At 34.0% G+C, this 20,569-nt stretch carries 15 protein-coding genes; 9 read left to right on the forward strand and 6 right to left on the reverse strand.

Annotated features, from left to right (window positions below):
- Positions 1 to 150: 150 nt before the first annotated feature.
- The 7 genes from trhO to ABD011_RS02265 all read left to right on the forward strand — a co-directional run bounded on the left by trhO (position 151) and on the right by ABD011_RS02265 (position 7,763).
- Positions 151 to 1,221 carry an oxygen-dependent tRNA uridine(34) hydroxylase TrhO gene (trhO, locus tag ABD011_RS02235; protein ID WP_343795439.1) on the forward strand — a complete coding sequence of 357 codons (1,071 nt, stop codon included), beginning with the start codon at positions 151 to 153 and terminating at the stop codon, positions 1,219 to 1,221.
- Positions 1,222 to 2,226 carry a radical SAM protein gene (locus ABD011_RS02240; RefSeq protein WP_343795441.1) on the forward strand — a complete coding sequence of 335 codons (1,005 nt, stop codon included), beginning with the start codon at positions 1,222 to 1,224 and terminating at the stop codon, positions 2,224 to 2,226. It begins immediately after the preceding gene.
- A 117-nt stretch (positions 2,227 to 2,343) separates the two neighbouring features.
- Entirely contained in the window at positions 2,344 to 3,516 is a 1,173-nt protein-coding gene (locus ABD011_RS02245; protein WP_343795443.1) for a PSP1 domain-containing protein, read from the forward strand.
- Positions 3,500 to 4,000 carry a gliding motility lipoprotein GldH gene (locus ABD011_RS02250; RefSeq protein ID WP_486323397.1) on the forward strand — a complete coding sequence of 167 codons (501 nt, stop codon included), beginning with the start codon at positions 3,500 to 3,502 and terminating at the stop codon, positions 3,998 to 4,000. The genes ABD011_RS02245 and ABD011_RS02250 overlap by 17 nt, the downstream gene beginning before the upstream one ends.
- A 2-nt stretch (positions 4,001 to 4,002) precedes the next feature.
- Positions 4,003 to 6,333 (forward strand): penicillin-binding protein 1A, encoded by a 2,331-nt coding sequence (locus tag ABD011_RS02255; RefSeq protein WP_343795447.1) that lies wholly within the window; start codon positions 4,003 to 4,005, stop codon positions 6,331 to 6,333.
- A 72-nt stretch (positions 6,334 to 6,405) separates the two neighbouring features.
- Complete coding sequence (locus ABD011_RS02260; protein ID WP_129759713.1) at positions 6,406 to 7,107, forward strand: CoA transferase subunit A; 702 nt, start codon at positions 6,406 to 6,408, stop codon at positions 7,105 to 7,107.
- 2 nt (positions 7,108 to 7,109) lie between these two features.
- Complete coding sequence (locus ABD011_RS02265) at positions 7,110 to 7,763, forward strand: 3-oxoacid CoA-transferase subunit B (protein WP_131506325.1); 654 nt, start codon at positions 7,110 to 7,112, stop codon at positions 7,761 to 7,763.
- A gap of 383 nt (positions 7,764 to 8,146) precedes the next feature.
- Here the strand turns inward: ABD011_RS02265 and ABD011_RS02270 are convergent, their stop codons facing one another.
- Positions 8,147 to 9,838, reverse strand: coding sequence for an ABC transporter ATP-binding protein (locus tag ABD011_RS02270; RefSeq protein ID WP_343795450.1), 1,692 nt, complete (start codon positions 9,836 to 9,838; stop codon positions 8,147 to 8,149).
- A gap of 214 nt (positions 9,839 to 10,052) precedes the next feature.
- Here ABD011_RS02270 and ABD011_RS02275 point away from each other — a divergent pair, with 214 nt between their 5' ends.
- Positions 10,053 to 15,824 (forward strand): reprolysin-like metallopeptidase, encoded by a 5,772-nt coding sequence (locus ABD011_RS02275; protein WP_343795452.1) that lies wholly within the window; start codon positions 10,053 to 10,055, stop codon positions 15,822 to 15,824.
- Between the two features lie 63 nt (positions 15,825 to 15,887).
- Here ABD011_RS02275 and ABD011_RS02280 read toward each other — a convergent pair whose 3' ends face one another.
- From ABD011_RS02280 to ABD011_RS02290, 3 genes are read right to left on the reverse strand one after another with little or no spacing between them, the layout of a single operon-like run.
- Entirely contained in the window at positions 15,888 to 16,601 is a 714-nt protein-coding gene (locus ABD011_RS02280) for a 3'-5' exonuclease (protein WP_343795454.1), read from the reverse strand.
- 3 nt (positions 16,602 to 16,604) lie between these two features.
- Positions 16,605 to 17,756, reverse strand: coding sequence for a serine hydrolase domain-containing protein (locus ABD011_RS02285; RefSeq protein ID WP_343795456.1), 1,152 nt, complete (start codon positions 17,754 to 17,756; stop codon positions 16,605 to 16,607).
- Between the two features lie 44 nt (positions 17,757 to 17,800).
- Entirely contained in the window at positions 17,801 to 18,409 is a 609-nt protein-coding gene (locus ABD011_RS02290) for a TetR/AcrR family transcriptional regulator (protein ID WP_343795460.1), read from the reverse strand.
- A gap of 72 nt (positions 18,410 to 18,481) precedes the next feature.
- On the opposite strand from ABD011_RS02290, the gene ABD011_RS02295 reads away from it, so the two are divergent.
- Positions 18,482 to 18,916: a cupin domain-containing protein gene (locus tag ABD011_RS02295; RefSeq protein WP_343795462.1), complete on the forward strand. Its 435-nt coding sequence runs from the start codon at positions 18,482 to 18,484 to the stop codon at positions 18,914 to 18,916.
- Here the strand turns inward: ABD011_RS02295 and ABD011_RS02300 are convergent.
- The gene (locus tag ABD011_RS02300; protein ID WP_343795463.1) at positions 18,913 to 19,386 is read right to left on the reverse strand and encodes a methylated-DNA--[protein]-cysteine S-methyltransferase; all 474 of its coding nucleotides are present in this window, start codon (positions 19,384 to 19,386) and stop codon (positions 18,913 to 18,915) included. The genes ABD011_RS02295 and ABD011_RS02300 overlap by 4 nt on opposite strands.
- Positions 19,386 to 20,507: a CNNM domain-containing protein gene (locus ABD011_RS02305; RefSeq protein ID WP_129759706.1), complete on the reverse strand. Its 1,122-nt coding sequence runs from the start codon at positions 20,505 to 20,507 to the stop codon at positions 19,386 to 19,388. Before ABD011_RS02305 ends, ABD011_RS02300 begins: the two co-directional genes overlap by 1 nt.
- Positions 20,508 to 20,569 lie beyond the last annotated feature (62 nt).

A 20,569-nucleotide genomic window follows, 5' to 3' on the forward strand; every position in this document is an offset into this window, starting at 1 on the left:
TTTTAAATGAAAAAATATTAATAACGAGTTAGTCTACTAAAAGCACTTTATGAAAACCATAAAGTGCTTTTTGCATTTTAATAAGGCTAATCCTTAAAAAATAGTACCTTTGCCCAAAATTAATCTTTAACCTTAAAAAAATAGTATAGCATGCAACTGTACAATAACTTAAGTGCTAAAGAAAGAGCAGAACTTATTGAAAAAGCGGGAAAAGAACGCTTAACGATCTCTTTCTACAAATACGCCAAAATTGGCAACACTCAACTTTTTAGAAATCACATGTTTTTAGCTTGGGACGATCTTGACGTCTTGGGAAGAATTTATGTTGCACACGAAGGTATTAATGCACAACTTTCTGTTCCTGCAGATAATTTTGATGCTTTTAAAACGCATTTAGATACCATCACTTTTCTTGAAAACGTGCGTTTAAACATTGCAATTGAACACGATAATTATGCGTTTTTAAAGCTGAAGGTAAAAGTACGCGACAAAATTGTAGCTGATGGATTAAACGACAATACTTTTGATGTTACTGATAAAGGAGTTCATGTTGAAGCTGAAAAGTTTAACGAGCTTATTGAAGACCCTAATACTGTTTTGGTAGACATGCGTAACCACTACGAAAGTGAAATAGGACATTTTAAAAATGCCATTACTCCAGATGTGGATACCTTTAGAGAGTCTTTAGACCTAATAGAAGAAGATTTAAGAGAGCACAAGGAAGATAAAAAGCTAGTGATGTATTGTACTGGTGGAATTAGATGTGAAAAAGCTAGTGCATATTACAAACATAAAGGCTTTAAGCAAGTCTATCAGTTAGAAGGCGGTATTATAAATTATGTAAGACAAGTTGAAGAAAAAGGGCTTGAAAATAAGTTTATTGGTAAAAATTTTGTGTTTGATCAAAGACGTTCAGAACGTATAAGTGATGATGTTATAGCGCAATGCCATCAGTGTGGTGAACCTGCTGACATGCACACTAACTGTGCTAATGAAGCTTGTCATTTACTATTTATTCAATGTGATGCTTGTAAAGAAAAAATGGAAAACTGCTGTTCTACAACATGTATGGAAATAAACCGTTTACCACAAGAAGAACAAAAAGCATTACGTAAAGGACAAGGCAATAGCAATGATATTTTCAAAAAAGGAAGAGCAGACCATTTACCGTTTAAAAAAGATTTGCGAAATATTTTTGAGACTATAGGGAAAAAGTCATAAATGAACATATACAAACTTTTACAACTCAACAGAAAAATTAAAAGCCATCGCATAAAGTTTTTAGGACTTTTTCTGTTGCATAAATTTAACAAACGTTATTTGGCTGTCAATTTAGACCCTGTAATGGCTTGTAATTTACGTTGTAAAATGTGCTACTTTACAGATGCCGACTATGTAAAAACTCTTAAAGGCCAATTTAAGGAAGAAGACTTAAAGCTTGTCGCAGACACAATTTTTAATAGAGCTTTAAAACTTCAAATAGGTTGTGGAACCGAACCAACACTTTTTAAGGATTTACCAAAAATTGTAGCATTGGGTAAACAATATAATGTACCTTATATTTCGTTAACTACAAATGCGAATTTATTGACCGAAGAAAAGATTGAAGAACTTGTTAAAGCAGGCTTAAATGAGTTTACTATTTCATTGCATGGAGTCACTAAAGAAACCTATGAAGGCTTTATGAAAAAAGCTAGCTATGAAAAGTTTCACAATGCATTTAAGGCTTTTGCTAAGTTGAAAACTAAATATAATTTTAAGGTTCGAATTAATTATACATTCAATAAAGATAATTTTTACGAGCTAAAAGAGTTTTTCAATCACTTTAATCCAAATAGTTTTGATATTCTTCAAATACGACCTATTCAAAAAATAGGAAATACAGAGTATAATGATTTTGATATTTCATCATTAACTCAGGACTATCCTGAGGTAATAGCTAGCATAAAAGAGGTTTGTAAAACAAATAACATAACTCTATTAGCACCTAATACTCTAACGGGTTTAAATTCTGAAAATCAATCTAGCTTTGTGTTTGACTATACATTTTGCTACATTTCGCCTCAAAAATTTTGGAAAGAAGGCTTTAATTGGAGAGAAGTAAGTTTTAATGAGTTTTCTAAACAAATAAACTGGAGTCAAACACTGTTTTCAAATATTTTTAGGTCTAAAAAACAACTTAAGTCACTGTCTAATAGACTTAACTACGAAATTGAGTTTAATTAAAACTCAGTTAAATAGTGCTTTTTAAGTCGATATAATAATCTTATATTTACAACTTAAACGATTTTTTAATTTCCTTCTGAAGAACGTGTTTTTCAGAATCAATATATACTCAAAAATATGGCTTGTAACAGTTGCTCAACTGGTAAAGATGGTCAACCAAAAGGATGTAAGAATAATGGAACATGCGGAACAGATAGCTGCAATAAACTAACTGTTTTTGATTGGTTGGCAAACATGTCTTTACCTAATGGAGAAGAACCTTTTATTGGTGTTGAGGTTCGGTTTAAAAATGGAAGAAAGCAATATTATAAAAACACTGAGAACTTAACATTAAGTATTGGAGACATAGTTGCCACTCAAGCTAAGTCAGGACACGATATAGGTATGGTAACGCTTACAGGAGAATTGGTAAGAATTCAAATGAAGCGAAAAAAGGTAGACATTAATGACGAAGAAGAAGTCTTAAAAATTTACCGTAAAGCTAACCAAAAAGATATTGATGTTTGGTCTTCTGCAAGAGATAAAGAAGAAGCTATGAAAGTTAAAGCAAGACAGTTTGCGATTGACTTAAAGCTAAAAATGAAAATCTCTGATATCGAATATCAAGGAGACGCCAGTAAAGCTACGTTTTACTATACTGCTGAAGAGCGTGTGGACTTTAGAGAACTTATAAAAGTATTTGCTAAAGAGTTTAGAACACGTATTGAGATGAAACAAGTAGGTTTTCGTCAAGAAGCTGCAAGACTTGGAGGTATTGGCTCTTGTGGTAGAGAATTATGCTGCTCAACTTGGTTGACAGATTTTAGGTCTGTAAGTACTTCAGCAGCACGTTACCAACAGTTGTCGCTTAATCCACTAAAATTAGCAGGACAATGCGGAAAGTTAAAATGCTGCTTAAACTATGAATTAGACGCTTATCTAGAAGCGCTTAAGCAATTTCCTAAAACTGAAATTAAACTTCATACAGAAAAAGGAACAGCAGTTTGCCAAAAAACGGATATTTTTAAAGGTCATATGTGGTATGCTTATGAAGGCGAATGGATGAATTGGCATAAGCTCACTACTGACCAAGCCAATGAAATCATAGAAAAAAATAAGAAAAAGCAAAAGGTTGCAAGCCTTGAAGAATATGCGGTTGAGCTACTTGAAGATACTAAAGTTGCTTTTGAAAACGTTGTTGGTCAAGATAGTTTAACACGCTTTGATAGTCCAAAATGCAAAAAGAAACGTAGAAATAATAGAGGGAAACAAAAACGAAATAACAAGTCTCGAAATAATGCTAAAAAATAGTTGTATTGCACTTATAATGAGTATCCTTTGTTACTCATGCGATTCTAACCTTGTTTTTGATGAGTACCAAACCGTACCTAACCAATGGAATAAAGACTCAGTAGTTTCGTTTAATGTAACACCTCCAGATTCAAGCAATACTTATAATCTATTTCTTAATTTAAGAAACAACAATAGTTATAAGTACAGTAATTTATTTCTCATTGTTGAAATGAACTACCCAAACGGTAAGGTTCAAAAAGATACTCTAGAGTATGATATGACTGCTCCAGATGGCACTTTTTTAGGAAAAGGATTTACCGATGTTAAAGAAAATAAACTTTGGTATAAAGGTTATGAAAAACCATTTGTATTTAATGAAGTAGGAGAATATACGGTTAAAATTCAGCAAGCAATGAGAGAAAACGGTAAAGTTGATGGAGTTGAAAACCTAGAAGGAATTACTGAAGTAGGATTTAGAATAGAACATTCAAATACTAATTGATTATGGCTAAAAAAGCAGCTTCAAAAAAGCAAGAAACGAACGATTTCTCAAAGTATATACGTTGGTTTTGGATCGTATTTTTAGGAGGAATCCTTTCAATAGGTTTAATATTTCTATTAGCATCTTGGGGCGTTTTTGGTGAAATGCCTGATCATACGGTTTTAGAAAACCCTAAAACAAATTTAGCAACCGAAATTATTTCTTCTGACGGAAAAACCCTAGGTAAATTCTATTTTGACGACAACCGTACACCTGTTGATTATAGCGAGCTACCAAAAAACTTGGTTGATGCTTTAATTGCAACCGAAGATGCGCGTTTTTATGACCATTCAGGGATTGATGCTAGAGGAACATTAAGGGCTGCAATAAAACTTGGAAGCGGAGGAGGAGCAAGTACAATTTCGCAGCAATTAGCGAAACAGTTATTTCATGGAGAAGGTTCAAAAAACATTATAGAGCGTGTATTGCAAAAAGCTAAAGAATGGATAATTGCTACAAGATTAGAACGTCAATATACTAAAGAAGAAATCATCGCTCAATACTTCAATATTTATGATTTTGGTAATAATGCTGATGGTATAAGAAGTGCATCAAGAATTTATTTTGGAAAAGAGCCACAAGACTTAAACCTTAAAGAATCTGCAATGTTGGTTGGAATGTTCAAAAACTCATCATTGTACAATCCTAGGCGAAATCCTGTTGGAGTTAAAAATAGACGTAATGTAGTCTTAGCTCAAATGAATAAATATGAGTTTATTGATGAAACAGTAAAGGACTCATTACAAAAAACAGAATTAGATTTAGATTATACTCCAGAAACCCACAATGCAGGAATAGCGACTTACTTTAGAGAATATTTAAGGGATTTTATGAAGCAGTGGATTAAAGATAATCCAAAACCAGACGGTGAAAAGTGGAGTTTATACAACGACGGATTAAAAATTTATACCACAATAGATTCCAGAATGCAACAGTATGCCGAAGACGCTGTGCAAAAGCACATGCCAAGGCTGCAAGCTGAATTTGACCATCAAAACACACCAGATAGAAACCCAACAGCTCCTTTTTTAGAATTAGATTTGGATGAGATTGATGCTTTAATGAAACGTAGTATGCGTCAGTCTGAACGATGGAGACACATGAAGTATGATTTGAAAAAATCTGATAAAGAAATTATCGAGTCTTTTGATAAACCTACCCAAATGGAAGTGTTTTCATGGAAAGGAGAAATTGATACCATCATGAAACCAATAGACTCTATGCGTTACTACAAATCATTTTTGCATACAGGTATGATGTCTATGGATCCTCAAACAGGACATGTAAAAGCATGGGTTGGAGGAGTTAATTATAAACACTTTCAGTATGACCATGTAAAACAAGGAAAGCGTCAAGTAGGTTCAACGTTTAAGCCTTTTGTATATGCTACAGCAATTGACCAATTGCACCTTTCACCTTGTGACACGCTTCCAAATACCCAAATTACAATAGAAGCTAATAAGTATGGAAATCCAGAGCCTTGGACTGCTAAAAATTCTGATGGAAAATATGGAGGTTTTAAAACATTAAAGAACGCTTTAGCCAATTCTACAAACACTATTACTGCAAGACTAATGGATAAAGTTGGTCCACAACCAGTTATTGATATGGCAAAAAACTTAGGCGTTGAAGAAGATATTCTACCAGTACCTGCAATTGCGTTAGGAACACCAGATTTAAGTGTTTACGAAATGGTTGCAGCATATTCAACCTTTGCAAATAAAGGAGTTTATAACAAGCCTGTTTTGGTGACCAGAATAGAAGATAAAAATGGCACAGTATTATTTCAGTTTACTCCAGAGTCTAAAGACGTTTTAAGTGAAGAGGTAGCCTATGTAACCGTTAATCTTATGGAAGGAGTTACCCAAGGTGGTTCGGGTACTAGATTAAGACATACTTGGGCAGGAAATACTCAAGTATATAAAGAAATAATCACAGGTTATCCTTATGGCTTTGATAACCCAATTGCAGGAAAAACAGGAACTACACAAAACCAAAGTGATGGTTGGTTTATGGGAATGGTCCCAAATTTAGTAACAGGTGTTTGGGTTGGTGCCGAAGATAGAGCAGCTCACTTTAGAACTATTACTTATGGTCAAGGAGCGTCTATGGCATTACCAATTTGGGGATTGTATATGAAGAGTTGTTATGAAAATCCTGAGCTAGGAATTTCTAAAGGTAATTTTGAAAAACCTAATGAATTATCCATACAAGTTGATTGTGACAATTATCAACCCGATGAAGGCGCAAGTCAGTCCATTGATGAGGATTTAGATGGAGTCATAAACTTTTAAAAAAAATCAAAAGCCATTCATTTTAGAATGGCTTTTTTATTTTGTATTTTTCGGTAGAAAATATTCTTAAAAATGATAAATAAAAAAGTTGCAGATGTCACAGAAGCACTCAAAGGTGTTTCTGATAATATGACATTTATGCTTGGTGGTTTTGGGCTTTGTGGTATTCCTGAAAACAGTATTTCTGAATTGGTTAAACGCAATGTAAAAGGTGTGACTTGTATTTCTAACAATGCAGGTGTTGACGATTTTGGATTGGGATTATTACTTCAAAAACATCAAATAAAAAAAATGGTGTCTTCTTATGTAGGAGAAAACGATGAGTTTGAACGCCAAATGCTAACTGGAGAACTCGAAGTTGAGCTTATTCCTCAAGGCACTTTAGCTGAACGTTGTAGAGCTGCTCAATCTGGTTTTCCTGCATTTTACACTCCTGCAGGTTATGGAACCGAAGTTGCTGTAGGCAAGGAAACAAGAGAGTTTAATGGAAAAATGTATGTGCTAGAACAAGCCTTTGAAGCCGATTTTGCTTTTGTAAAAGCTTGGAAAGGTGATGAGGCTGGTAACTTAATTTTTAAAGGTACAGCAAGAAACTTTAACCCAGTAATGTGTGGTGCAGCCAAAATAACTGTGGCTGAGGTTGAAGAGCTGGTACCTATTGGAGAATTGGATCCAAACCAAATACATATCCCTGGAATTTTTGTACAGCGCATTTTCCAAGGAAAAGACTATGAAAAACGAATTGAGCAACGCACAGTAAGACAAAGAGATTAATTATGTTAGACAAAAACGGAATTGCAAAACGCATAGCAAAAGAAGTGCAAGATGGTTACTATGTTAACCTTGGTATTGGAATACCAACTTTGGTTGCCAATTATGTAAGAGATGATATTGAGGTTGAATTTCAAAGTGAAAATGGTGTTTTAGGTATGGGTCCTTTTCCTTTTGAAGGCGATGAAGATGCTGATATTATAAACGCTGGAAAGCAAACTATCACCACACTACCAGGAGCTAGTTTTTTTGACTCTGCTACTAGTTTTTCAATGATTAGAGGTAAGCACGTTCATTTAACAATACTTGGTGCTATGGAAGTTGCTGAGAATGGAGATATAGCCAATTGGAAAATTCCTGGACGTATGGTAAAAGGTATGGGAGGCGCAATGGATCTTGTTGCAAGTGCCGAAAATATTATTGTAGCAATGATGCATACTAATAAAGCAGGTGAATCTAAACTTCTAAAAAAATGTTCATTACCGCTAACAGGTGTGGGATGCGTAAAAAAGATTGTGACCAATATGGCTGTTTTAGAAGTAACTGATGAAGGTTTTAAACTTTTAGAAAGAGCTCCAGGTGTTTCGGTTGAAGCTATTAAAAATGCAACCGAAGGTCGTTTAATTGTTGAAGGAGATATTCCTGAAATGGACGTTTAAAATTCAATATAAACTATAATAAATTGAGCCACTTTTTTAAGTGGCTTTATTTTTTTACAACTTATATTTGTAAGAAAAATCTTCATACAATCGCTTAAATGTTAAAAATTCATGCTTTTTATCGATTTTTTATGTATTTAAGCCGATTTATTCAAAAGTTTATTTCATATTAGCAAAACCAAATCGAAACTAAATAATTAACCAAATCTGTCATAAACTTAATTTATGATTTTCCCCAAATCTATCATAAATTTCTACTTATGAAAAATGTAGCCCCAAATCTACCAAGACCTACTTTTTTTGAAAGCAAGATTTTTTCAACCTTTCAAAGCACGTTAAGATTAATGAGAAGCATCTTAGCGTTAACCAAAAAAATATTCATGCTATAACCCTTTAGGGATGGCATGAATTAATTTTTTTGTGTACTCTTTCTGAGGAGAGTTGTAAATTTCATCAGCATCATTCATTTCTTCTATTTCACCTTTATTCATAACCACTAATTGGTCTGACATATATTTCACTACAGATAAGTCGTGCGAAATAAAAATATATGTAAAGTTGAAGTTTTCTTTCAACTCATTTAAAAGATTTAACACCTGTGCTTGAACCGAAATATCTAAAGCCGAAACCGATTCGTCACAGATAATTAACTTTGGTTGTAATGCTATAGCTCTTGCAATACCTACTCGTTGACGTTGCCCACCAGAAAACTCATGTGGATACTTGTAAAAAGAATCATTATCTAAACCAACCCTTTCTAGCAAGTCCATTACTTTCTCTTTCCTTTCATTATTTGAAGTTCCTATACGATGCACTTTCATAGGTTCCATTATGGCTTTACCAATAGGTAGTCTAGGATTTAACGAAGCATAAGGGTCTTGAAAAATAATTTGGATGTCTTTTCTAAGAGCTCTGATTTTAGATTTTGATAAGGTATTAATGTCAACTCCATTATATAGGATTTTACCAGCTGATGCTTTGTCTAATAATAAAATGGCATTTGCTAATGTTGACTTGCCACAACCAGATTCTCCAACAAGTCCCAAAGTTTCTCCACTGTACAATTTAAAGCTTACATTATTAACCGCTTTAAATGCTGTAGGCTTAGAAAACCATCCAGATTTTGAGAAATACTCTTTTTCCAAATTAACTATTTCAAGCAATGGAGGTTTTGAATAGATATTCTTGTGAGTTTTTTGCCTTTCTTCAGTAGATACAACTGTATAATCAGTAGTTTTATTAATAAAATCGCTAATGGTTGGTAGGGTTTTAAGTCTAACATCCAATGAAGGTTTAGAATTTATTAACGCTTTTGTGTAAATGTGTTCTGGTGTTTTAAAGACTGTATTAACATCACCTTGCTCAACAATTTCGCCCTTGTACATAACAACAATTCTGTTCGAAATTTCTGAGACCAAAGCGAGATCATGAGAAATAAAAATAATGCTCATGCCTTCGTTTTTTTGAAGCTCTTTTAAGAGTTTAATAATTTCTTTTTGAACAGTAACGTCTAGAGCTGTTGTAGGTTCGTCAGCTATAAGTATTTTGGGTTTACATGCAATAGCCATGGCTATCATTACACGTTGCTTTTGTCCGCCAGAAATTTCATGAGGATATGCGCTATACACACGTTCAGGTAATGGCAGTTTTACTTTTTCAAAAAGAGATAAAGTTTCTGCTTTAGCTTCAGTTTTTGAAAGAGAGGTATGTTTTAAAATAATTTCAGAAACCTGCTTGCCACAAGTCATAGAAGGGTTTAACGAACTCATTGGTTCTTGAAAAATCATAGCAATATCATTGCCTCTAATATGTTCAAAAGCTTTAGGTTTTAATTGTGTTAAATCAAGATTGTTAAATACAATTTTACCAGAAGTTATTTTTGATATTTTATTAGGCAAAAGCCCTAAAATAGCTAGAGAAGACACTGATTTTCCAGAACCAGACTCTCCAACAATTCCTAAAATTTCATTTTCATAAAGCGTATACGAAATGTGTTTGATAATGTCTTTTTCTCCTGAATTTGAAGAAAATGAGATAGACAAGTCGTTAACCGAAAGTAATTTTGATTTGGACATGTGTAAATGTAATCAAATTTTAAGATGAAATTTTGAGGTTTAAGATTGCATATTGAAATATGTAAGACATTTCTTGTGATGCATTACGGAAAAACCGTAAAAATCAACTTTTATTGCGAAGTTATCAACAAAACAGTTAAATTTTTGAATTTAAATATTACTTTTAATAAATAATTAACAAAAATTCTGTCAATAACCCTTAAATCCCTAAATGATGAAAGTAAAATTACTTTTGCTCATTTTTACAATGAGTATGAGCATTGCTATGGCTCAAAACAAATCTTTATGGCAAAAACAATCACTTAATAGTAGTGAAAAGATCAAACCTTCAAAAGCAAATTTGCCTAGAGCAAATAGCTATGTTTTAGACATTGAAAGTTTAAAACATGCGCTTAAAAGAGCACCATTAAGGTCTTCTTCATTAAATTCATCAAGTGTTGTTTTATCTTTTCCTAATTCTGAAGGACAACTCGAACGCTTTAAAATATTTGAAGCTCCTGTCTTTAGTCCAGAGTTAGCTGCAAAGTATCCTAACATTAAATCTTATATAGGAAAAGGTGTTGAGGATCCTTCTTTAACAATACGATTTAGTGTTTCTCATTTAGGCTTTCAATCTATGCGATTAGCTGCTGATAAATATGCAACATTTATTGAAGCTATAACTGACGATTTATCATATTATACGGTTTATAAAAGAGCAGATAAAATTGATTTTTCAGATGATTTTGAATGTGAAGTTACAGCACAAATGAACTCTAGTTTAAATGGTCAAAACCCTCAAATGGCTATGAGAAATGCCGATGATGGTATACTACGAACGTATAGGCTTGCGGTTTCTGCTACTGGAGAGTACACACAATATCATGGTGGAACAAAGGCTTCAGCATTGGCAGCAATAAACGCAACTATGACTAGAGTTAATGGTGTTTTTGAAAACGATTTTAATGTCAATATGGTTTTAATTGGCAATAATGATGACGTAATCTATACAAACGCTAATACTGACCCATATAGTAATGGAAGTTATAACAGTCAGTTACAGTCTACCCTTACTAGTGTAATAGGAGAATCTAATTATGATATAGGTCACTTATTTGCAAGAGCTTCTAATAATGGAAACGCAGGATGTATAGGTTGTGTTTGTGTAAATGGTCAAAAAGGTAGTGCATTTACATCGCGAACTGATCCTGAAGGAGATCCTTTTGATATTGATTATGTTGCTCATGAAATTGGACATCAGTTTGGAGCAAATCACACTTGGACTTTCAATGGAAATGAAGGCACAAATGCACAAATGGAACCAGGAAGTGGTTCAACAATTATGGGTTATGCAGGAATTACAGGTGCAACAGACGTACAATCAAATAGCGACCCTTATTTCCATGCAGTTTCAATTGAGCAGGTGACAGACTATATTAAATCTACAAGTTGCCAAACAAATACAAATACAGGTAATGCTGTTCCGGTTGTAAATGCGGGAGCTAATTATACTATTCCAAGAGGAACTCCATTTGTATTAGAAGGTTCAGCAACCGATGCTGATTCTGGAGATGTACTAACCTATTGCTGGGAACAGTATGATGAAAACAATGCATCTACAACTTATCCAAGTGTTAATGCAACGAGTGGAGTTGCGTTTAGATCATATAACCCAACAACTGACAATAAAAGATACTTTCCAAGATTATCTACCATAAAAGCAGGTAATACATCGTGGCAATGGGAAGCGGTACCTAATGTAGCAAGAACTTTAAATTTTAGATTGACCGTTAGAGATAATCAAATAGGAGGAGGAACTAATAATAGTGACGACATGGTTGTTTCTGTAAACAGTAACGCAGGACCATTTGTGGTTAACTCACCAAATACAAATGTTACATGGAATGCAGGTACAACTCAAACTGTAACTTGGGATGTTGCAGGTACAACCGGAAACGGAGTTAATGCTGCTAATGTTGATATTTTCTTATCTACTGATGGCGGAGACACTTATCCAATTTCGTTAGCATCTGGTGTTCCAAACGATGGTTCACATGATATTATAGTTCCTAATAACCAAGGAAATCAAAACAGAGTTATGGTTAGAGGCTCAAATAATATATTTTTTGATATCTCAAACAGCAACTTTACAATTGCAGGACAAGTGGTTTGTAATGCAACAGTTCCAACTGGGTTATCAGCATCAAATATAGGCTCTAACTCAGCAACATTAAGCTGGGATGCAGTTCCTGGAGCGTCTTACGATGTTCAGTATAGGGAAACTGGAGCGTCAACATGGACAACCTTATCTGTAAATGGAGTATCTACTAACTTATCTGGTTTAGCTACATTAACGCAGTATGATGCAAGACTAAGAAGTGTCTGTCCTGATAACGCTACATCGTCTTATAGTAGTACTATTAATTTCACAACTACTGATGTGCAATTAAACTACTGTTCATCTACAAGTTCAAATGTAAACGATGAATACATAAGTAGAGTACAGCTAAACACAATTGACAATAGCTCAGGAGCTCAGTTCTATTCAGATTTTACAAGTATATCAACAACTTTAACTAAAGGAAGTCAATATACAATTACTGTAACACCAACTTGGACAGGAACTGTGTATAATGAGGCTTATTCGGTATGGATAGATTACAATAGAGATGGAGATTTTAATGATGCAGGAGAGCAAGTGTGGACACAATCGCCAACACAAACAACACCAGTTTCAGGAACATTTACTATTCCAACAAATGCAGTAGAAAACGCAACAAGAATGCGTGTGTCTATGAAATATAATGGAGTTCCAACTGCATGTGAGTCGTTTACCTATGGTGAAGTTGAAGATTATACAGTTGTGATTCAAGGTTCAGGACCAGATGTTGAAGCTCCTAGTGCACCAACAAGTTTAACAGCGTCCAATACAACTCAAACTACAACAGATTTAAGCTGGAATGCTTCAACCGATAATGTTGGAGTTACAGGTTATGATGTCTATCAAGATGGAAGCGTAATAGCAACAGTTACTGGTACAAATTACCAAGTTACAGGATTAACGGCTAGTACAACTTATGCGTTTTATGTGGTTGCTTTTGATGCTGAAGGAAATGAATCGAATAATAGTAATACAGCTAATGTAACTACCTTAGACCCACCAGATACACAAGCACCAACAGTTCCAACAAATTTAGTAGCTTCTAATACAACACAAACCACAACAGATTTAAGCTGGAGCGCTTCATCTGATAATGTTGGTGTTACTGGATATTATGTATACCAAGACGGAGTTAATATTGCAACAGTTTCAGGAACTACATATCAAGCTGTAGGCTTATCACCAGAAACATCGTATAGTTTTAATGTAGCTGCATTTGATGCTGCAAGTAACACCTCTTCACAAAGTAATACAGCTAATGTAACAACGTTAGTACAACCAGATACTCAAGCGCCAACTGCACCAACAAGTTTAACAGCGTCCAATACAACTCAAACTACAACAGATTTAAGTTGGAATGCTTCAACTGATAATGTAGGTGTTTCAGGGTATGATGTGTATCAAGACGGAAGTGTAATAGCTACAGTTACTAGTACAAGCTATCAAGTTACAGGATTAACAGCTAGTACAACTTATACGTTTTATGTGGTTGCTTTTGATTTAGCAGGTAATCAATCTAGTGCTAGTAATACAGCAAATGTAACTACTTTAAGTCCTCCAGATACTCAGGCACCAACAGCACCTACAAGTTTATCTGCATCAAATACAACTGACACATCAACAGATTTAAGCTGGAATGCTTCAACAGATAATGTAGGTGTAACTGCTTACAATGTTTATCAAGATGGAAGTTTAATAGCATCTACGCCTTCAACAAGCTATCAAGCAAATGGATTGAGTCCTAACACAACGTATGCGTTTTATGTTACTGCGTTAGATGCAGCTGGAAATATGTCTTCGCAAAGTAATACAGTTAATGTTACTACTCAAGATGTACAGATTACATACTGTTCCTCTGCAAGTACAAATGTAAACGATGAATACATAAGTAGAGTACAGCTAAACACAATTGACAATAGCTCAGGTGCTCAGTTCTATTCAGATTTTACAAGTATATCAACAACCTTAACTAAAGGAAGTCAATATACAATTACTGTAACACCAACTTGGACAGGAACAACCTATAACGAAGCATATTCGGTATGGATAGATTACAATAGAGATGGAGATTTTAATGATGCAGGAGAACAAGTGTGGACACAATCGCCAACACAAACAACACCAGTTTCGGGAACATTTACTATTCCAACAAATGCAGTAGAAAACGCAACAAGAATGCGTGTGTCTATGAAATATAATGGAGTTCCAACTGCATGTGAGTCGTTTACCTATGGTGAAGTTGAAGATTATACAGTTGTGATTCAAGGTTCAGGACCAGATACAGTTGCGCCTGTTATAACACTTAATGGAGCTTCAGCAATTAATCTAGTTGAGGGTTCAACATATAGTGAGTTAGGAGCTACTGCTACTGATAATGTTGATGGCGATATTACAGCAAATATTGTTATTGGAGGAGATGTGGTAAATACAAGTTCTGTTGGTACTTATGTAGTAACGTATAATGTTAGTGATGCTGCAGGTAATGCCGCTGCAGAAGTTACTAGAACTGTTACTGTAACCGAAGCACCTGATGGCTGTTCAGGAGGAATTTCGTCTTTCCCTTATACCGAAGGGTTTGAAAATACTTTAGGTGCATGGACACAATCAACTAACGATGATGTTAACTGGACAGTAGATGCAAATGGAACACCGTCAAGCAATACAGGACCTTCAAGCGCTTTCCAAGGATCTTACTATGTGTATGTTGAGGCTTCTAGCCCTAACTATCCAAATCAACGAGCAATATTAAACTCACCTTGTTTTGACTTAAGTAGTTTATCTGATGCTATGTTTAGTTTTAAATATCATATGTATGGAGCTGCTGATATGGGAACTCTTGATTTAGAAATTAGTACTGATAGTGGAAATTCTTGGAGTAGTATTTGGAATCAATCAGGAAACCAAGGAAATGCATGGCAAACTGCTAGTGTAGACCTTTCAAGTTATGTAGGTTCAGCAGTTCAATTACGTTTTAATCGTTTTGTGGGCGGAACATGGCAAGCTGATGTTGCTGTTGATGATGTTAGTTTATCTGAAAGTGGAAGCACAGGAGGTAACGGTTGTGTTAGTGGTATTAGCTCTTATCCTTATTCTGAAAGTTTTGAAAACACAATTGGAGCTTGGAGTCAATCTTCTTCTGACGATTTAGATTGGACAGTTGATGCAAATGGAACTCCATCTAGTGGTACAGGACCATCAAGTGCTGCTCAAGGGTCTTACTATATCTATGTTGAGGCTTCGGGTCAAAATACGGGTTACCCTAATAAACGAGCAATTATTACATCACCTTGTTTTGATTTAAGTGCAGTTGTATCAGCTTCGTTTAGTTTTCAATATCACATGTATGGAGCTGCTGATATGGGAACTATTGACTTAGAAGTTAGTAATGACAATGGAGCTAGTTGGACTAGTCTATGGAGTCAATCAGGTAATCAAGGTAACTCTTGGCAATCGCAAACGGTAAACTTATCTGCATATATTGGTGAAAGTATTCAATTACGCTTTAACAGATTTGTAGCTAGTACTTGGCAAGCCGATTTAGCAATAGATGCTATTAATTTAACAACAGCAACAAGTGCTAAAACTGAGACTTCAAAAGGAGAAGATATAGCAGATGTTTTTGATGATATTAAATTGTATCCTAACCCAGTAAAAAGTAATGTGTTAAATATTCAAACTAGTCATAACAATATTGCATATGAAATTTACAATACTATTGGTCAAACAGTAGCTAAAGGAGAGGTAGTCAACAATAAAATTGACGTTTCAAATTTAAAAGGAGCTGTTTATCAAGTTAGGTTTACTATTGAAGATAAAATTGTTGTAAAACGATTTATTAAAGAGTAAAATAAGTCTACCAACAAAAAAGTCCGAATTTAAAATTCGGACTTTTTTATTTTTCACAATTTTTTAAATGTGAATAATCTCGTTATCATGCAGCAGTTCGTCACCACGCAATCGAAGTAATATTTGCGCAACTGCAATTGTATCTTTTTCACAATAAGTAACAATTCGGTCAATATCATTTTCTTCATAATACACTCTGTAAACTTCACTACCATCAATATCATCCTTAGGAGAAGGAATACCTAAAACATTGGTTAAAAGTTTTAAAGAAGTATAGGTTTTATAATCACCAAATTTCCAAAGTTCAAGAGTGTCTAGATGAGGTACTTCCCAAGGTTTTTTCCCAAAAAGGTTGAGTTTATAGGGTAATTCTATATTATGAATAATCATTCGTCTTGCTATGTAAGGAAAATCAAATTCTTTTCCGTTATGAGCACAAAGCAAATGCTTGTTTTGACTAAAATGAGTAATCAATAAATTTTTAAAATCTTTTAAAATTTTGATTTCATCACCATGAAAAGAGGTTACTCTAAAGGTTCTAACATCTCCTTGCATTTTAAAATAGCCTACTGATATGCAAACTATTTTACCAAACTCTGCCCAAATTCCTGCGTGATCATAAAATTCTTCAGCAGTGTATTCGTCTTGTCTTTGATATCTCGATTTTGCTTCCCAAAGAGCTTGCTTAGTATCGTCTAAATCTGAAAAACGAGGTGTCTCTGGAACAGTTTCAATATCCAAAAAGAGAATGTTTTCAAGATTTAGTTTACTAATCATAATTTATTGTTCTAACATTTTATAGGCTTCATCAATATACGCTGAAATATCAGGTGTAAAAGACGCTACAGCATCTCCAGGGCCTTTAGAGTGTCCTAAACGAACTATAATAACATTATCATTTGGTTCAACAATAACATATTGTCCTAGATGACCACGCATCATAAAAAAGTGTTTATCGCCAACTGTTTTTAGCCACCATCCATATCCATACTCTGGGCTTTCAGTAAAACGAGGCGTAATAGATTTAGCTATAAATGCCGAATCCAATAACTGCTTTCCATTCCATTTGCCATGATCTTTATACAATTTACCCATTCTTGCAAAGTCTTTAGCATTACTTGCTATACAACAATAGGCTTTTACTAAATCATGGTCTTCACTATCTACTTGCCAAAGCGCTTGGTTTTCGCTACCTAAAGGTTTCCAAAAACTTTCGGTTAGATAGTCGTATAATTTTTTTCCAGATGCACGTTCTATTGCAATAGCTAGCATTTGAGTATCACCACTGGCATATTTATAAGATGTACCAGGTTCTCTAACTACTTTTAAGCCAGTCATAACCTTGGTTAAATCGTCATCAAAATACGCACGAGTAGTTATTGAAAAAGGGGAGTAGTAACGTTCGTCCCAGTTGGTTCCTGAAGCCATACTAGATAAGTCACCAACGGTCATTTTTGCAGCATCGCCTTCACAAAATTCTGGTATAAAATCGCAAACAGGTTGATCAAGATTTTTTATGTAACCATCCATAATCGCTTTTCCTAGTAGAGCAGACACATAACTTTTTGCCATAGAAAAAGAGTTGGATTTAGAATCTTCATCAAAACCATCATAATAGTTTTCAAACCAAATACTGTCATTTTTTATAATAACGTAAGCAATCGTACCGTTTTGAGCATTAACATTTTTAAGGGTTTCAGTTTCTTTTACTGAGTTATAGTCTTTGTGATTTGGCCAAGGCTGAGGTGTTCCAATATCTAGAGGTTTATTGTCGAAATGTTTGTAATCTTCTAGATATGCGGTTGTATGACCTTTCATGTAAATGGTTCTTACAGCTTTTAAAAGGTAATCAGTGTCAGTGACGTAAAGTGTAATTATGAGTAAGCCAAATAGAATAGCAACCCATTTAAGGAGTTTTTTGAGGAATTTCATTTATAAGTTTTATTGATTATAAATATACTAAAATCAATATATAATTATTCTAATTTTTTAAGGTCAAAGTTTTTTAACAAAGTTTCTAATGCCCAACTCAAAGTTTTTTTAGCAGTACTATTTTTAAGAAGACAGACATCTTTAGTTGTTATTAAAGACTCTATTCCCATTAAAGCTGTCGCAGAAACAATTAGATTTTTATAATCTTTACCTAATTGTTTTTTATAAGGGTTTAACACAAGCTCAAGTGCTGCTGTTCTTCTAGCTCCTCTAATAGATTTTTTAGTATCTGAAAAGTCTTCTTTTAGATAGATGCTTAAATATTTTCTAAAAGCCACTTCATTATCTATAGACAATTGATTGTAGTAATCCTGTATGTATAAAATTTGATTAGTTAGTGGTAAATGTTTGCATTCTTCAAATAGAGTTTCTGGAGATTTTGTATTTATATCAATACTCGCTTCAGAACACAATATATCTATATTAGAAAAATAGCGATATACAGTTGCTCTTGATGTGTTGGAGTGTTTAGCAACATCTTCTAATGTGAATTTCTGACCTTTGGAAAGTAATTTTTGTGTTGTTTCTAAAATATTTTGACGCGTCTTTTTCTTTTGAGATTGTCTTCCAGTATTGAGAGAAAAATTATTCATGAGACAAATATCTCATAAAATTTTGAAAACTCAAAAAAAGAAAATACATTTGTGAGACAAAAATCTCACGAAATGAAAGCAATTGAAACGTTTTGGGTATTAGGGCATAAGGTAACTAATTATGAAACTACAGGAGATTATGATTTTTCTGTTGGCGAAACACCAGCGCATACACAAGGTCCACCACCACATATGCACAATAAGTTGTCAGAAACTTTTTTAATTACTGAAGGTGAAATGGAATTTATGTTGAATGGAGATGTTAAAATTGCAAAACCGGGTGATTTAATTGATTTACCTCCAAAAACTGTTCATACGTTTTCAAATAAAACAGATAAAACTTGTAAATGGGTTAATATCCATAGTCCAAAAGGCTTTCGAGGATTTTTTGAATTTGTGGGAATTTCAGTTGACAAACAAAACGCTCAAAAGGATTCAGTTTCTGAAAGTGTAATTAAAACAGTTATTGAGAAAGCTGCTGATTTTGATATGTATCTTAAGCTCTAAAACAATGATTGTTGTTTATAAGGACTTTCGTGTTCTAAAAGCCATTGTTTTCTATGAAGTCCTCCAGCATAACCTGTTAAACTACCATCAGTTCCTATAATTCGGTGACATGGTACAATAATCCATAACGGATTTTTACCATTAGCATTAGCCACAGCTCTAATGGCTTTAACATCTCCAAGTTGTTTTGAAAGTTCAAGGTAAGACATCGTTTTTCCATACGGAATAGTTAAAAGAGCTTCCCAAACTGTTTTTTGAAAATCGGTACCTTGAGGATTTAAGTTTAAATCAAAAACTTGTCGTTTGCCTTCAAAATATTCGTTGAGTTGATACACGCAGTCTTCTAAAGACTCAGGAATAATATCAGAGATTTGCTCTTCAGAATTTAAAACCGTTACACTTGCAATACCATCATTATTACCAGTTATTTTGGTGTAACCCAAAGGTGTTTTGATGATACAGGCTTCCATTATTGGTTGTCGTCTTTAGTATCTTCAAAAAGTCCAAGATGTTTTGCTCTTGTTTCCCAACTTTTTCTTGCAAGTAATTGTAGGTCAGGAACATTATCGCTTTCGTCCATTATTTCTAAACCAAGTAAAGTTTCAATAACATCTTCTTGGGTTACTAAACCACTTACACTTCCATATTCATCAACTACCAATGCCATATGGTTTTTACTTTCAATAAGTTTTTCAAAAAGATCAGGAATTGGCAGGCTGCGACCCACTATAATAATGTTTCGTTTAATGTCAGACAGCTTTTTGTCTCCATTATCAAAGGCCATTTCTTTAAAGACATCGTCCTTTAAAACTAATCCTGTAATATTATCAGGATCGTTAGTGTATACTGGAATTCTTGAAAAGCGAATGTTGTGGTTTTCAGCAAAAAAAGACGAGATAGTTGTGTTTTCATTTTCTGTTTTAATCACAGTTCTAGGCGTCATTACATCTTTTGCCATTACGTTTTTAAAGGTCAAAAGATTTCTAATTACTTTACTTTCAGATTCATGAAAAACACCTTCTTCGTGCGCAATATCAGTCATTGCAAGAAAACCTTCTCTACTTAAAACACTACCATGACCTTTGCCACCAATAAGTTTTGTGGTAAGTTGTAATAACCATAAAATTCCTGTCCATTTTAATGGAAAAATTAAAACGTTTAAGGCTTTTGCGGTAAAGTTTGCAAGTTGTTTCCAGTAAGTTGCACCAATGGTTTTTGGTATAATTTCAGAAGCTACGAGAATTAAAACCGTCATTATAGAAGATACAATACCAACCATTACATCTTCGGTAATTGTTAGTCCAAAAACAGTACTAGGGTTGCTTCCGTAGAGTTCGGCATAAGCAACTTTGGCTTGTACACCAACTAAAATTGCACCTACAGTATGCGCAATAGTATTAAGTGTAAGTATAGCAATAAGTGGCTTGTCAACATCCTTTTTAAAGGTTTCTAAAGTAAGCGCATAGGCTTTGCCTTCTTTCTTTTTAATATTAATAAACGTTGGTGTAACACTCAAAAGCACAGCTTCTAGTATTGAACATAAAAAGGAAAAGAAAATAGATACGAGAGCGTAAAGTATGAGTAAACCCATTAGTGTGTTTTAGTTTGATTAATGCGAAGTTACGAAATAGAATATTTAAATTAAGGGTTAAA

This window comes from Gaetbulibacter jejuensis (genome assembly GCF_039524015.1).
Lineage (GTDB): Bacteria > Bacteroidota > Bacteroidia > Flavobacteriales > Flavobacteriaceae > Gaetbulibacter_B > Gaetbulibacter_B jejuensis.

Excerpts from the sequence above, each read along its gene's own strand:
- trhO (WP_343795439.1), top strand. The coding sequence starts at position 151 with ATGCAACTGTACAATAACTTAAGTGCTAAAGAAAGAGCAGAACTTATT.
- ABD011_RS02240 (WP_343795441.1), top strand. The coding sequence starts at position 1,222 with ATGAACATATACAAACTTTTACAACTCAACAGAAAAATTAAAAGCCAT.
- ABD011_RS02245 (WP_343795443.1), top strand. The coding sequence starts at position 2,344 with ATGGCTTGTAACAGTTGCTCAACTGGTAAAGATGGTCAACCAAAAGGA.
- ABD011_RS02255 (WP_343795447.1), top strand. The coding sequence starts at position 4,003 with ATGGCTAAAAAAGCAGCTTCAAAAAAGCAAGAAACGAACGATTTCTCA.
- ABD011_RS02260 (WP_129759713.1), top strand. The coding sequence starts at position 6,406 with ATGATAAATAAAAAAGTTGCAGATGTCACAGAAGCACTCAAAGGTGTT.
- ABD011_RS02265 (WP_131506325.1), top strand. The coding sequence starts at position 7,110 with ATGTTAGACAAAAACGGAATTGCAAAACGCATAGCAAAAGAAGTGCAA.
- ABD011_RS02270 (WP_343795450.1), bottom strand. The coding sequence starts at position 9,838 with ATGTCCAAATCAAAATTACTTTCGGTTAACGACTTGTCTATCTCATTT.
- ABD011_RS02275 (WP_343795452.1), top strand. The coding sequence starts at position 10,053 with ATGAAAGTAAAATTACTTTTGCTCATTTTTACAATGAGTATGAGCATT.
- ABD011_RS02280 (WP_343795454.1), bottom strand. The coding sequence starts at position 16,601 with ATGATTAGTAAACTAAATCTTGAAAACATTCTCTTTTTGGATATTGAA.
- ABD011_RS02285 (WP_343795456.1), bottom strand. The coding sequence starts at position 17,756 with ATGAAATTCCTCAAAAAACTCCTTAAATGGGTTGCTATTCTATTTGGC.
- ABD011_RS02290 (WP_343795460.1), bottom strand. The coding sequence starts at position 18,409 with ATGAATAATTTTTCTCTCAATACTGGAAGACAATCTCAAAAGAAAAAG.
- ABD011_RS02295 (WP_343795462.1), top strand. The coding sequence starts at position 18,482 with ATGAAAGCAATTGAAACGTTTTGGGTATTAGGGCATAAGGTAACTAAT.
- ABD011_RS02300 (WP_343795463.1), bottom strand. The coding sequence starts at position 19,386 with ATGGAAGCCTGTATCATCAAAACACCTTTGGGTTACACCAAAATAACT.
- ABD011_RS02305 (WP_129759706.1), bottom strand. The coding sequence starts at position 20,507 with ATGGGTTTACTCATACTTTACGCTCTCGTATCTATTTTCTTTTCCTTT.